We start from the raw sequence: 13,866 nt of genomic DNA on the forward strand, positions 1-13,866 counted from the left end.
CCAATTACTCGGCCCCGATCGCCAAATACGCGATCTACTCATAAAAAAAATAATCCCCCCTTTAACCAGGAGGGATTAAGGGATCATTACCCGCATAAACCGCTATTTAAACAAGCTTTAGTTGCTGTTTGAAGTACCCTTCTTTTGTCTCATCAGGCTTAGTACGATCGTACCGCCAAACAATAGGCCAATTAGGGCAAAGAAGTAGATGTGAGGGATTTCGATATGGAAGGCCCCCAAAATCATTTTAACTGCGATTAACGCAATGAGGAAAAATGCCGTTTTTTCCAGCTCAGGAATTTTCTCAATCAGCTTGAGGAATACTTGGGCCACGCCGCGCATCATCAGAACGCCGAGAATACCGCCAAGGAACAATACCCATACTTCCTTGCTGACGCCAAATGCCGCGATAACGCTATCGATACTGAATGCAATATCCATTAATTCTACAGCGATAACCGTTCTCCAGAACGATTGCCCTTTGTTTTCAACACTGTCTTCGCCGCCGCCCTTGAACAATCCTTTATAAGCGATGTACAAGAGATAAGCCGCGCCTAGGAATTTGACGGCTGTGAACGTAACCAAATACGTACCGAAACCAATCGCCAGAAACCTGAAAATATAAGCGCCCAAAATACCGTAAAACAACGCTCTCTTTTGCTGTTCCTTTGGTAAATGCTTAACCATAACAGCGAGCACGAGCGCATTATCGGCGGACAAAAGTCCTTCCAATATAATCAGTGTTCCAATAATTCCCCAGCTGACAGGGTCGGAGAGGGTAGTTACTACTGCATCCCAATCAAAGAAATGTCCGTAGTTCTCCACAATGCTTGTGAAAAAATTCGTTAGCCAGTCCACTTCATTCTAACCTCCATTTTATTTGCTTCCTGCAACCCAGCTGAGACCCCAATCGAAAGCACTATCAAGCTTCCGATGCCCTTCAAAATACCGAACAATCCGCTCAATGCTGAACGTTTCATTGTTCACATTCGTAATCATAGCAATTGCACACATCGCCTGTCCATTGTCGTATTCATCCAGCTTAACGACAATGTCCGGGCCGCCTTGCTGGCTAAGCGTGACGACTCCATCAGCCTCAGACCAGCGCGTCACCCCTTTGTAAATAAAGGTGAAAATGAGCAATCGCTTGATTTCCTTAATTTTCTCTCCGTTAATCCGGATATTTTCACCCGTCGTCACTGAGCCTGTCCGATCATCGCCATCCAGCATCACATATGGCGCTCTGTTCAGGGAACCGAAGCTGTTGCCAAGTGCCTGAATAACGCCTTTGCTGCCATCTTTCAACTCATACATGCAAGCGAGGTCAAGATCAATACCCGTACGTTTGAACAAGCCGCCGCCGGCTTTCTGGTTCCAATTGAGGTTAACCAAAATTTCGCCCAAGCCGCCGCTTTGCTTCGTCAAATTAATGACGTCGCCCTTCTTCTTCAGCTCAATTTTGGAAAAATTGATTTTCGGCGCTTCTGAAGTCGGCTGCTGCGAAGCAGCAGGAGCAGATGGTGCAGGAGCTGGCGTAGAGCCAGGCCTTGGCGGAATGACGATGCGCGAGCCTTGCGTCTCCTGTGGTTTAGGAGGCGCTGGCGGAATCAGCGGATTCCGTGGTGCAGAAGACGTCTGCGGTGCAGGCGGTACTGGCGGCGCAGGAGGAGGCGTAGGAGCAGCAGGAGCTTTGGGCTCGTCCTTCACTTCAATGCCGTAGCTTCCGCATAAGTCTTTCAGCCCGCCAGAATAGCCGGCCCCAATCGCATTAAATTTCCACTCCTGATTGTACCTGTAAAGCTCGCCGATAACAATTGCATTTTCCACCGAAAAAGGCTCACGCAGATCATAACGAATGAGTTCCTGGCCCGTACTTTCATTCAGAAAACGTATGTATAGGCCGTTTACCCCGCTGAACTGCTGATTCCGTTTTTCCCCATCGTAAATGGTCAACGTAATGGCGATTTTCTCAACTGCAGCGTCGGTACGGGAAAGATCAATCTTGAACTGCTTGCGGTCATTGCCGCCCGGCGATTCGATATAGGATAAAAAAGCGTTCGATGGATTGCCGTAAAACAGCAAATCATTGTCACTTCGCACCTTGCCGCCTGCAGCTAGCAAAAAAGCAGAAGTATCGATTTCGAAGGAGGAAGGGGCTGACCATCCCAGAGCAGCCGTAATCCGGGTCAAACCCGGATTTGACTTGGTTACATCAGCTTTCTGCCCCTTTACGAGCGCTACCGTCATACCTCTAGGCCGTAATTGCGGCAAAGATCGGCTAGACCGCCAGCGAAGCCACTTCCAATCGCCTGGAACTTCCAATCGTTCTCATGGCGGTAAAATTCGCAAAATACAACTGCTGTTTCCGTCGAAAATTCTTCACCAAGGTCAAAACGAAGCACTTCATTGTTATTCGCCTCATTGACTACTCTTACGAAAGCGCTGCTCACTTGACCGAAGTTTTGTTGGCGAACAGGAGCATCATGTATCGTAACTGTTATGCCGATACGCACGATATGTGCTGGAACTTTGCTGAAGTCGATAATGACTTGCTCATCGTCGCCTTCACCTTCGCCGGTACGGTTGTCGCCAGTATGCAGCACAGCCCCGCCGTATGTTTCTCTATTATTGTAGAAAATAAAATCTTCGGCTCCCTTGGCCTTTCCATCAGCATGGAGCAAAAATGCAGAAGCGTCAAGGTCAAATTCGCTGCCGCCTGCATATTTATTCGTATCCCAGCCCAGACCGACAACTACTTTGGTCAATCCTGGATTTGTTTTTGTGAGATCAATACGTTGGCCTTTAGACAAGTTAATAGACATATGATTTCCCCGCTTTCTAGAAGAGTGATGTTATAGAGGTTGGATAGGTAGAAAAAAAGCTGTAAAGGGGCCTGCCCTCCCCTCCCGCCATACGCACGCGAGAAAAGAGGACTTGCCCCTGCTTCTATGCTTTTAAATGTTAGTTCAAGCCGAAGTCGCGTGCCAGACCGCCAAGGCCATCTTTATAGCCGCTGCCGACTGCGCTGAATTTCCATTCGCCGCTGTGACGATACAATTCGCCGACAACAACGCCGGTTTCGATCGAGAAATCTTCGCCCAGATCGAATTTGATTAATTCTTCGCTGCTCGCTTCGTTCACAATGCGGATGTACGCATTGGAAACTTGTCCAAAGTTCTGGTTGCGAGTCTCTGCATCGTAGATCGTAATAGCGAAAGCTATTTTTTCTACATCAGCAGGCACAGTTGCCAGTTCTACTTTGATTTGCTCATCGTCTCCGTCGCCTTCTCCTGTACGATTGTCGCCTGTATGTACGACGGAACCGTTCTCATTGGAAGTATTGTTGTAGAATACGAAGTTTTTCTCGCCTTCTACTTTACCCGAAGCTGCCAAAAGAAATACCGATACGTCGAGGTCAAATTGGCCGCCGCCGTCATATTTATTCGTATCCCAGCCTAGACCTACCAAAATTTTGGAAAGTCCTGGGTTTGTTTTCGTCAAGTCTACTTTTTGACCTTTGGATAAGTTAATTGCCATTGTCAAAAACCTCTTTTCATTTTATGGGATTGGGTATTACTTGTATCGCGCCGCCAAAATATCAATATGTGGCGCTTGGGCTCCTTCACCGATAGCGTTGAATTTCCATTCGCCATTGTGACGGTAGAGCTCACCTGTAATCAGAGCGGTCATGCCGGAGTAATTATCCGTCAAATTAAACTTAACCAGCTCTTGCATATTATTCGCATTTAAGACCCGTATATAAGCCGAGCGGATCATGCCGAAATCCTGCTTTCTTGCTTCCGCTTCATAGATGTTGACAACGACTAAAATTTTCTCCACATCGGCTGGCACTTTCGCCAAATCGATACCAATTTGCTCGTCATCGCCATCCCCTTCACCCGTAATGTTGTCACCCGAGTGAATGACCGAGTTGCAGGCACTCTGTTTATTATAGAAGCAGATGAGGCTTTCGCGGCTTGCCAGCTTTCCGCTCGCATTCAGCATTAGAGCCGAAGCGTCACAGTCAATGTTAGCCGCCTGCTTCCGTCCCATTCCGAAGAAGCTTTTCTTCTCTTCCACCGCTGGGTCCCAGCCAAGACCAACCATCAGCTTGGTAAGACCGGAGGTTCCTTTAGTCAAATCAATCTTCTGTCCCTTAACCAGATTAATACTCATGTTCGAGGTCACCTCCTTCCCACATCAGGCGAAGCAGCTTCGTCATCCGTGGCTTTCGTTTTGATTCTACCTTTTCTACGCATGTAGCGCCCAACAAGTTTCAGAGAATTTTGGCGAAACGTATAAAGATTTTATAAAGGGAAGAATGTACTGGATTAACATGTCATTTATTTAGAATAATTGTTTTTCTTTCGCTTCTTTAAGCCATGTCGGAAACTCAACAAGCAAGCTGTCATACAAATCGTCATCGGAAATTTTATCGAGGTTTTTCACCTTGAGGAAATTTGCATTGTCGATATAACGACCATCCAGATTGTCCAGCTCGTCCAAGAAATAGAAACGCTCATTGCCTATGCCGACAAACTGAAAGAAGATCCCAAGTCTTGACAAGCCGCGAATCAGCTCGCGCGTCTCCTCTTTGTCGGAGTTGTCCCCATCTGTGAAAAATAGGACATACACGGGCGGGTCATTTTTAATCTTGGATGCATCAATTTCATATTCCGTCCGGCCGCCCAAGCCGAGAAAACCGCCCTTGCGGGTAAGCTTCAGCGCCCCTGGATAATAAAAATCTGCGATCTGCTTCATGACACCCGCATATTGCGTGCCCATCTCAAGCTTATGCTTGCTCGTAATTTCCCGCTCTACAAATTGATAAAAATTCGCTTGATAAATTTCCCCAATTTCATGATTGCTCAGTCCAAAAGCGAATACATCCGCCGCACCGTTATCATCAAAATTCATCGCAAGCGCAAGCGCGCGCTCCGCTGTTTTTTGAATAATGCCGCTTCTGTACAAATTCGTCATCGAACCGGAAATATCGAACACGGCTGCTACTCGGGCAACCTGCCCATTCAGCCCCCGCTTGGTTAAGGAAATCGTTGCTTTCTTCTTCAAATCGATCAAATTATCTTCCGCTTGCTTCCTTAGATCAATACTCAAAGAGATCCCTCCTTAGCTTGATACTGTTAACTATATCAAATCTAATATAAAATGACAAAAATCCCAAAGTGCATTGCTAGTTTTTTACTTTTTTCGACATAACGCATACCCGCTATCATTACCCATTTTTTGCTTCATTTAATCAGCTCAAGCGAATACTTTGCCCCGCGAATGGCGATACAGCTCTTCGTAGTACCCATGCCGTCTCACCAGCTCTGCATGCGTGCCCTGCTCGGCAATTTCGCCCTTGCGCATCACAATAATGCGATCAGCCTTCATGACGGTAGAAAGGCGGTGTGCGATAATAATCGTCGTCCGTCCTCGCGAGACGATCGCAAGCGCCTGCTCCAGCAGCTGCTCGCTATACGAATCCAGATTCGCCGTCGCTTCGTCAAGAATGAGAATTTTCGGCTGAAATACGATAATTCGTGCAAAGGAAATCAACTGCCGCTCGCCAGCAGACAAGCCGCTTCCCCGCTCGGACAACCGCGTATTATAGCCCTCGCTCATCCGCTTGATAATAGCATCTGCCCCAACTAGGCGGCACGCCTCCATAACCGTTTCCTCATCAATGTCCATATCGAACAGCCTCACATTATCCAGCACGCTGCCAGAATAAAGATAGGGCTCCTGTTGAACGAGGCCGACAATGCGGTGCAGCTGCGCTTGCTCGATATCGCGTACATCCGTGCCGTCGATCCTCACGCCGCCAGAGCGAACATCGTAGAAACGGCAGAGCAGGCTAATCAGCGAGCTTTTGCCTGCCCCTGTCGTGCCGACGATGCCAATTCGCTCCCCTGACCGGATATGCAGCGACAAGCCCTGAATGACAGGCGTCCGATCGCCGTAACCAAATACAACATGATCAAATTCAATATCGCCACGTACTTGCGCTTTCGCAAGCGTACGCGGCTTCGCCTTGTTTTCCACCTCCGGCTTAAGCGCAAATATGCCCCAGATACGGGACACCGCAACCGTTGCCGATTGCAGCGTATTCCACTGCTGCGTAATCGTATTAAGCGGCTGGAAAAACTGGCGAATATACGTAATGAATGCGTAAAGGACGCCGAACTCGATTTGCTTGTTCAGCACCGCCATGCCGCCAAGCCACGTAACGAAAGCAATAGACAGATTACTTAATATATCGAAGGAGCAGCGAAACCATACCTGCGTCTTTACTTCCTTCATATTAGCCCGGAAATAACCTTCATTGCGCTCCGTAAATTCTCGCTGTTGCTCCTTCTCCTGATGAAAAACCTGGATCAGATTCATTCCGGCTAAGTTCTCAGCAGTAAAAGCTATGAGCCGGGAGAGCTGCGTCCGCGCCCGCTGATAGGTCCGGCGCATATAAGAACGGAAACCGATGGCGATGCCCGCAATAATCGGCAGCAGAAGCAAGCAATAAAGCGCCAGCTGTGCGTCCAATTGGAACATCAAAAATATAATGAACACCAGCGTCATGCCATCGCGCAGCACGCTCATCAGCACTTGGCTGAACAGCTGATTCAGCGATTCCGTATCGCTGGAAACGTGGGTAATCAAGCTGCCGCTTGAGGTGCGGTCAAAATAAGACATCGACAGCTTTGAAATGTGCTCGAACAGCTGCTTGCGGACCTTCGCCACAATGCTTTGCCCTGTGTATTGCAGCATATTGTTTTGCAGGTAGGTAAACAGCAGGCTCATAGCTGCTAAGCCCAAATACAAGGCTCCTATACCGATAATGGAGCGATACTCCCCCTTGCCCGCCATCAAATGATCGTCAATAATCACTTTCACTAGATAGGGCTGGAGCAAATCCGCCGCTATAGCAAGCAGCGTACAGAAGAAGATTAGCGTAAAGCTCCATTTATGGGGTTTAGCAAAGGCGGATAATGCCCGAAATGCCGACATATATTTTATATCTGGCTTCGGCTGGTTTGGACCCATTTGCTGATCAGCCCTCTGGTCAGCTTCCCAATTGCGAATGGAATTAGCCATCTGCTTCTCCCTCCTCCTGAATCGCGCACAGCGATGCGTATAAGCCCGGCTTCGCCGACAGCTCGGCATGGGTTCCTTGCTGTGCAATCGTCCCTTCCTTCATGACGATAATTTGATCGGCATGCTTGATCGCACTAATTCTATGGGCTACAATAATCGTCGTTTTCCCTTTGCGCATCCTGCGTACCGTATTCATAATTTCCGTCTCGGTTACAGCATCGACAGCGCTGACACTGTCATCCAAAATCATAAGCGGCGCCTGCTTAATGAAGCCTCTCGCAAGACTCGTTCGCTGGCGCTGCCCGCCGGACAGCGTCACCCCGCGTTCCCCAAGCTTCGTCTCGAACTGCTCGGGAAATGCCATAATATTTTCAAATATTTGCGCCTGCCTTGCCGATTCCTCAACAGCGTCCATTTCACGCCCCCGATCCGAAAAAGCAATATTATCGCGAATGGAGGTGCTGAATAAAAAGCCATCCTGCGGCACGTAGCCAATTTGGCTGCGCAGGCTCTCAAGCGTAATGTCGCGAATATCGGTCCCATCAAAACGAATGGTGCCCATCGGCGCTTCATATGTGCGCAGCAGCAGCTTCATAAGCGTCGTCTTGCCGCTGCCGGTCGCTCCCACGATGCCAATCGTCATGCCTGGCCGAATGTCCAGCTGAATATCGCGCAGTGCCGCTTCGCGAGCCCCCGGATAAGTAAAAGACAGTCCCGCAACATGAATGCTCTTGCCATGCAAATCAAGCGAAGCAGCCGCCTTGCTTTCCTGAATATCCGGCGTTTCTGACAGCAGCTCGTTCAGCCGCTCCAATGAGGCCCGCGAACGCTGCATCGTATTAATCACAGTGCCGATTTGCTGAAGCGGATTCATGAGCATCCGTATGTAAAGCGTCAATGCTACAAAATGCCCCAGCGACAGCTCGCCATTCACCGTTAAGTAGCCGCCTAACGAAATGGCTATAATTAAAGACAAAGCGCCGAGAAAGGGGATAATCGCCTGAAAAATCGAAGAAACCCGGACCAGACGAAGCTGGTTGTCCTTGATTTGATCTACGGTTGTGAAAAATCGCTCATTCATTACCGATTCAACAGCAAACTTCTTCGTGACGCGTATGCCCCCGAACTGCTCCTCCGCTGACTCGGTCATCGTAGCGAGCGAGGCCTGCACTTTTTTGGAGCGCTGCATAATAACTGGCCCGAATCTCGTTACGATGAACGGGATCAGCAGCAGCGGCACGATGGACGAGGCTAGCAAGAACAGCGGAATGCCGCTGTAAAGCATCATTGTCACGACGGCGAAAAACAGCGTCACCGCACTAGCCGTCTGATTGACGCCCATCGAGATCGACTCCCTCACTCCAGTGACGTCATTGACGACATAGCTCAGCAGCTTGCCGACGCCATTTTTCGAATAAAAACGTTCGCTAAGTCCGGTAAAATGCACAAACAGCTTGCCGCGTGTCAATCGCTCAAAACGTCTGCCAATGTACATAATGAGAAATTGCGCCACACAAGCCAGCACAACATAGCTCGCGCCAATGGCGAGCAGCAGCAGGCTGTAGTTTTGAATAAGCCCGCTCGATAAACCGTTATTTTGCAGCGCATCCGTAAACCTTCCCAGCACCTGCGGGAAGAACACCTGAATGATACTGGATGCGACATGCAGCAGAACGGCAACTGCATACAAAGGCCAGCTTTGTCTTAGAAAATCGACTAAAATCCGCCCTTTTTTCATTCTGCACATCACTCCTTTGCCGGCTAACTATTTACTGCTATAGTATCCATTGTAACAGTTTATTCCCCTTTTGGGTCGAAAATGACGAAAAGACGGCTCGCTTGAGCCGCCTTCGCTCTGCGCTCAGCCTCTGCCTGCCGCCTACAGCAGCCCTTTGCGATACAGCACAGTCAGCACGCGATAAAAGTCTAGCGATCCGCCTTCCGGCGTGTCGATGACTCCAGCTGCTGCCGCAGCCGCAACCGCTGCTTTCGCCCATGCTGGCACCGCCATGCTGTGCTTTGCTTCTAACTCGGTTACCCGCTTCACCACCGCATCAAACTGCTGGCGCTCCGCATCTGTCATGGGCTCCCCCTCCTCTTCCGGCTTTTCCGGCTCTGGTTCTGGTTCTGGTTCTGGTTCTGGTTTTGGCTCCACTGGATCGCCCAGCAGCGCTTTAATTTGCTGCAAAAAGCTTTCCCAACCGCCCGGCCGGCTCCGAAACGTATGCGGACAGTTTTTGCCGCTCCAGTGGTTATGCTGGACGACTGCCGTAATCGGCAGTCCGAGCTGGCGCAGCAATCCGACAATGAGTGCCGCTGCATTCGCCTCCGCCTTGCTGCGGATGCCATCGGCATTTTCACAAATTTCGATGCCGATTGAGCTGCGGTTGCCCGGCCCATTGCCATCGCCTGCATGCCAGCCATGCTCGGCCACTGGCAAATGCTGCACGACCCTCGTATCATCCACCGTAAAATGCCAGGACACGGGCAAAGCTGCGGCGGCACTGCCTTTTAAATATTTGGCATGCGAAAGCGCATCCGCTCCCTTCGAGCTGTTCGCTGTATCATGTACCGTCACATATTTCGGACCTTGAATGGCGATGCCGGGACGATTGTTCCTGCCCGCTGGAATAAAATCCTGTATCCTTTCAGCCATCGTTCACCCTCCCTTCGGGTGCAAGCATCATTCGCTCGCTCCTATTAGGAAGTGCAGCAGCACCACAATTGGTTTGTACACCTGCCTGAGGACGACAAAAAAAGGCGGGGAGAAGAGTGCTGCTCTTCCCCGCCTCGTTATTCAGCCACAAGCTGGCTCTTTATTTGCCAAGCAATATTTTCGCATATGGCGAGTCGATTGGCAGCATGATGACCGGCTCATTTTTGAGCGTCGTCACATAGCTGTCCAGCGTCCGGTAGAAATTATAGAACGCCGGGTCCTGCCCGTATGCTTTATTATAGATTTTCGCCGCCTGCTGCTCACCCTCGGCAATGATTTTTTTCGCGTCAGCCTGTGCTTGCGACATCAGCTCGCTTGCGGTACGGTCGGCCTTCGCCGTAATTTTGCGCGACTCCTCATCGCCCTCGGACAAATAACGCGCCGCGATGGATTGACGGTCGGAAATCATCCGATTGTACACGCTTTGCTTATTGCCTTCAGGCAAATCCGTACGCTTAATACGCACATCGATTACCTCAACGCCATAATCGTCACGCTTCAGCGCCTCGGCTACGTCGCGCGTAATCTCATCATTAATATTGCCGCGCTCCGTCTGCTCGCTAATAATATTATCGTAATTCACCTCAGACAGCTTGCGTCGCACCGAATTGTACACCGCTTCATCAATACGCTGGACACCAGCGCTTACCGTCTGTGCCGTTTTCAAAAACTGCTCCGGATTCGTAATGCGCCAAACGGTATAATTGTCCACGATGATCGGCTTCTTATCCTTCGTCAAAATCGACGTTGGATTGCTCTCGTACGTCATCTGGTATTTCGGCAATGGCGATACATTTTCGATAAATGGAATTTTCAGCTTGAGGCCCGGCGTTTCGGCAACCCGTACCGCTTCGCCAAACTTCAGCACGACCTTGTATTCGCCTTCCTTTACGATATACATCGAGCCTGCGCCCAAAATGACGATGAGCACAAGGCCAACTAGCAGCATCAACTGGTTTTTCTTCATGGCGTTACGCCCCCTTCCGCCTGCGGAGCAGGGGTTTGCGAATTGCTGGAGCTGCTAGAAGCGCTTTTGCTGCGGAGCAGCTCATTAAGCGGCAAGTAATTCACCGTATCTCCATTGCTGTTTGTAATGAAAATTTGCGCGTTCGGCAATATTTTTTCCAGCGTCTCAAGGATAAGACGGCTTTGCGTAACGTCTGGATTATTTTTATATTCGGCAAAAATCGCATTGAACTTCGCCACGTCGCCCTCGGCGTTCAAAATCCGCGACTTTTTCTCTGCCTCGGCATTTTCGAGCAGTGCCTGTGCTTCGCCGCGCGCCTTCGGAATGCGATCGTTTTCATATTTTGCCGCGTTGTTGATCTTTGTATTTTTCTCCTCGCGGGCATTCGTGACTTCGCGGAACGCTTCCTCTACCTGGCCGCTCGGCGGCTCAATATCCTGGAACTTAATGTCCATAATTTGAATGCCGGTTTGATATTTCGTCTGCAGCTCCAGCAGCTTCTCCCGCACCTTATCCTGAATAACGGTTTTCCCGTCCGTAATCGCATAATCGAGCTTCTCGGAACCGATAACCGAACGAATGGAGGAGCTTGCCGCATTGCGCAGGAAACGCTCCGGATCATCAATATTGTACAAATAATCATGCAAATTGCTTATTTTCCACTGGACGACGGCGTCGGCCGATACGATGTTTTCATCCCCGGTAATCATAAGCGCTTCGTCGTCAACGGGAGTCACGCTATCGCCATTTTGGCGGTACCCGATATGAATGCGCTGCACCAGCTCAGCTGGCACCGTAACAACTTGCTGAATCGGATATGGAAACTTAAAATGCAGCCCCGCCGTCGACTCCCCCGTATACTGTCCAAATGTCAAAATCGCCGCCCGCTCCTGCTCCTGTACCGTATAAAAAGATGAAAATCCGAGCGTAACGGCTACGATGCCGATGGCTGCTCCGATGATCGCCTTTTTTACCGTTTTTGGATTAAGCGGCTTCTGGCTTCCTTGCGGTCTGTTTATTTCAGTGTTCAATTAAACCTCTCCCTTCTATTTATATGAACAAAATGAGAACAAACCTAATCTGTTCATACGTGAAGGGAGCCTATTAGGTGACAGTTTTTTCCCAGCGATTATAAATCCGCACGACGATGATCTTCACAAGCAAATAAACCGGGATCGCAACCATGATGCCGATGATGCCGCCGAGCGCCCCTGAGACGAGAATAAGCAGCAGCGTTGTAATGGGATGAACGTCCAGCTTTCGCCCATAAATATACGGGGACAAAATGTTGCCTTCAATCTGCTGGGCCAGCATAATGACGACGACAACCCAAATGACCGACGAAGGCTCATCGATAAACGCCACGATCACACAAGGGATAAGCCCCAAAATTTGCCCAATATACGGAACCATATTCATGAAAGCAATGAGGAGCGCGAGAACAAGCGGATACGGCACGCCGATTAGAAGGAAGCCAACGAGCACCATTCCGCCAAGCAGCAGGCAAAGCGTAACCCGGCCGACAATAAAGCCGCTCAACGCTTTGTCCATCTCCTGAAGCGTCTCTTTCAAACCGTTTTTATATCGCCCAGGGACCCGATCCAGCAGCTTATGGACCGCGGCCCGGTCATCCATCAGCATGTAATAAAGCAGCAGTGGCGCCGTAGATACGACAATTATAAAATTGGAGAGCACAGAAAAGGCATTTTTCATATAGTCGGTTGCCGATGCAATGCTTTTCGTTAAATAGGGCCCCGCTTTATCCATTAAATTAAAGCCAGCAAAATCAAATTTCGACAGATCAATCCCGAACAAGATTTGATTTTTCTGAAGCTGGTCCAGCTGCCTTCGAAAATCATCCGCCAGCTTTGGCAGCTGCTCAAGCAAACCCGTCAGCTGGCGCTGCAATATCGGCCATACGACGATGCCGAGCAGCGTAATGAGCGCAGCCGCGAGCACATATAGGAGCAAAATGCATAGCGGCTTCGGCAGCTTCCAGCGATGCAGGCGCGCGACCAATGGGCGGAGCAAATAATACAAAAATACCGACAGCACGATCGGTACAAAGATGATTTTCAGCGCTAGCATAATCGGGTCAAAAAAGGCGGAGTTGCGCGCAAACAAATACAAAATAAGCAGCACCAATACGATGCTGACAAAAATTTGATTCAATCGGGTTAAACGCATAATAAAGCTTCCCCTCTGTCGCTTAGTCGTGCCTATCATCTATGCTTACCCATTCCCCTGCTCCTGAAACCAAATGACAAGCTTGGCTTGCGCGTTCGGTAAATAGACCGTCTATCGAAAAAGCCGCATTTTTCGCGGCTAAAACAACATGTGAGGTAATGATTATTGCTGGAATCGCTTTCATTCCTTACGATGTGTCCAAGGAGGTTAATTGGAATAAAATACAATTTAAGCGATTACAAAGGAGGAACTTAATGTAATGTCCACTACTATGCTATTTAAGAAAAAGGGGATCAAACCACTCGCCTTCCTGCTCTGCTTCTGTCTCGCGCTTCCTTTTACATCCATGCTCGGTAAAGTTCAGGCGGCTACGCTTTACAGCGCTGATTTTGAAACGGGCACAGCATCCGGCTGGACGTCGACAAGCGGTACATGGTCGGTCGTACAGGATAGCGGCTCCTACACCTATGCCCAAACAAGCTCCGAAGAGGGCCGCACTTCCGCAGGAAATCAGGCCTGGACGGATTACAGCGTTGAAGCCAAAGTGAAAATTGATAATTTTAATGGAACAAACCGTACTTATGTAGCCGGACGCTACCAGGATGGCAATAATTTTTATGCGGCATCGCTTTATAACAGCGGCAGCGGCAAGCTTGAACTGCGCAAAAAAGTAAGCGGTTCCACAACTACTCTTGCAACCGTCGATTATCCCATTGCTGCCGGTACATGGTATACGGTTAAACTCACGATGTCTGGTTCAGCAATCACCATGCATGTGAATGGCACGCAGGTGCTGACGGCTACTGACTCCAGTTTGACCTCAGGTGCTGTTGGTCTCGTCAGCTTTAAGACGGCTGCTAAATTCGACAATGTCATCGTGTCGGATTCGGCATCGACGCCAACA

At 49.4% G+C, this 13,866-nt stretch carries 12 protein-coding genes and 1 pseudogene; 1 reads left to right on the plus strand and 12 read right to left on the minus strand.

The window, feature by feature from the left end; all coding sequences use genetic code 11:
- Positions 1 to 117: 117 nt before the first annotated feature.
- The 12 genes from AC6B99_RS03120 to AC6B99_RS03175 form a co-directional block, all read right to left on the minus strand.
- The gene (locus AC6B99_RS03120; protein WP_056034027.1) at positions 118 to 858 is read right to left on the minus strand and encodes a TerC family protein; all 741 of its coding nucleotides are present in this window, start codon (positions 856 to 858) and stop codon (positions 118 to 120) included.
- 18 nt (positions 859 to 876) lie between these two features.
- The gene (locus tag AC6B99_RS03125; RefSeq protein WP_056034030.1) at positions 877 to 2,247 is read right to left on the minus strand and encodes a TerD family protein; all 1,371 of its coding nucleotides are present in this window, start codon (positions 2,245 to 2,247) and stop codon (positions 877 to 879) included.
- Positions 2,244 to 2,822, minus strand: a complete 579-nt coding sequence (locus AC6B99_RS03130) for a TerD family protein (protein ID WP_056034033.1) — start codon at positions 2,820 to 2,822, stop codon at positions 2,244 to 2,246. The genes AC6B99_RS03125 and AC6B99_RS03130 overlap by 4 nt, the downstream gene beginning before the upstream one ends.
- 139 nt (positions 2,823 to 2,961) lie before the next feature.
- Complete coding sequence (locus AC6B99_RS03135) at positions 2,962 to 3,537, minus strand: TerD family protein (protein WP_056034038.1); 576 nt, start codon at positions 3,535 to 3,537, stop codon at positions 2,962 to 2,964.
- A 36-nt stretch (positions 3,538 to 3,573) separates the two neighbouring features.
- Entirely contained in the window at positions 3,574 to 4,176 is a 603-nt protein-coding gene (locus tag AC6B99_RS03140; RefSeq protein ID WP_056034039.1) for a TerD family protein, read from the minus strand.
- Between the two features lie 171 nt (positions 4,177 to 4,347).
- Positions 4,348 to 5,115: a VWA domain-containing protein gene (locus AC6B99_RS03145; protein ID WP_056034043.1), complete on the minus strand. Its 768-nt coding sequence runs from the start codon at positions 5,113 to 5,115 to the stop codon at positions 4,348 to 4,350.
- Positions 5,116 to 5,262: 147 nt separating this feature from the next.
- A complete protein-coding gene (locus AC6B99_RS03150) occupies positions 5,263 to 7,092 on the minus strand; it encodes an ABC transporter ATP-binding protein (protein ID WP_496662728.1) in 1,830 nt (609 codons plus the stop codon).
- Positions 7,085 to 8,830, minus strand: coding sequence for an ABC transporter transmembrane domain-containing protein (locus AC6B99_RS03155; RefSeq protein ID WP_494859578.1), 1,746 nt, complete (start codon positions 8,828 to 8,830; stop codon positions 7,085 to 7,087). The genes AC6B99_RS03150 and AC6B99_RS03155 overlap by 8 nt, the downstream gene beginning before the upstream one ends.
- A gap of 141 nt (positions 8,831 to 8,971) precedes the next feature.
- Positions 8,972 to 9,748 carry a peptidoglycan recognition protein family protein gene (locus AC6B99_RS03160; protein ID WP_496662729.1) on the minus strand — a complete coding sequence of 259 codons (777 nt, stop codon included), beginning with the start codon at positions 9,746 to 9,748 and terminating at the stop codon, positions 8,972 to 8,974.
- A 160-nt stretch (positions 9,749 to 9,908) separates the two neighbouring features.
- Positions 9,909 to 10,775 carry a protease modulator HflC gene (hflC, locus tag AC6B99_RS03165; protein ID WP_496662730.1) on the minus strand — a complete coding sequence of 289 codons (867 nt, stop codon included), beginning with the start codon at positions 10,773 to 10,775 and terminating at the stop codon, positions 9,909 to 9,911.
- Positions 10,772 to 11,806: an FtsH protease activity modulator HflK gene (gene hflK / locus AC6B99_RS03170; protein ID WP_496662731.1), complete on the minus strand. Its 1,035-nt coding sequence runs from the start codon at positions 11,804 to 11,806 to the stop codon at positions 10,772 to 10,774. Before hflK ends, hflC begins: the two co-directional genes overlap by 4 nt.
- A gap of 73 nt (positions 11,807 to 11,879) precedes the next feature.
- Positions 11,880 to 12,962: an AI-2E family transporter gene (locus tag AC6B99_RS03175; RefSeq protein ID WP_056034056.1), complete on the minus strand. Its 1,083-nt coding sequence runs from the start codon at positions 12,960 to 12,962 to the stop codon at positions 11,880 to 11,882.
- A 346-nt stretch (positions 12,963 to 13,308) separates the two neighbouring features.
- On the opposite strand from AC6B99_RS03175, the pseudogene AC6B99_RS03180 reads away from it, so the two are divergent.
- A pseudogene (locus AC6B99_RS03180) lies at positions 13,309 to 13,833 on the plus strand (LamG-like jellyroll fold domain-containing protein); the annotation flags it as partial.
- Positions 13,834 to 13,866: the final 33 nt, after the last annotated feature.

It is taken from the genome of Paenibacillus liaoningensis (assembly GCF_059609455.1).

What these genes read in the sequence shown, in the direction of transcription:
- AC6B99_RS03175 (WP_056034056.1), bottom strand. Translation starts at nt 12,962, where the DNA reads ATGCGTTTAACCCGATTGAATCAAATTTTTGTCAGCATCGTATTGGTG.
- AC6B99_RS03150 (WP_496662728.1), bottom strand. Translation starts at nt 7,092, where the DNA reads ATGGCTAATTCCATTCGCAATTGGGAAGCTGACCAGAGGGCTGATCAG.
- AC6B99_RS03155 (WP_494859578.1), bottom strand. Translation starts at nt 8,830, where the DNA reads ATGAAAAAAGGGCGGATTTTAGTCGATTTTCTAAGACAAAGCTGGCCT.
- AC6B99_RS03130 (WP_056034033.1), bottom strand. Translation starts at nt 2,822, where the DNA reads ATGTCTATTAACTTGTCTAAAGGCCAACGTATTGATCTCACAAAAACA.
- AC6B99_RS03140 (WP_056034039.1), bottom strand. Translation starts at nt 4,176, where the DNA reads ATGAGTATTAATCTGGTTAAGGGACAGAAGATTGATTTGACTAAAGGA.
- hflC (WP_496662730.1), bottom strand. Translation starts at nt 10,775, where the DNA reads ATGAAGAAAAACCAGTTGATGCTGCTAGTTGGCCTTGTGCTCATCGTC.
- AC6B99_RS03125 (WP_056034030.1), bottom strand. Translation starts at nt 2,247, where the DNA reads ATGACGGTAGCGCTCGTAAAGGGGCAGAAAGCTGATGTAACCAAGTCA.
- AC6B99_RS03160 (WP_496662729.1), bottom strand. Translation starts at nt 9,748, where the DNA reads ATGGCTGAAAGGATACAGGATTTTATTCCAGCGGGCAGGAACAATCGT.
- AC6B99_RS03135 (WP_056034038.1), bottom strand. Translation starts at nt 3,537, where the DNA reads ATGGCAATTAACTTATCCAAAGGTCAAAAAGTAGACTTGACGAAAACA.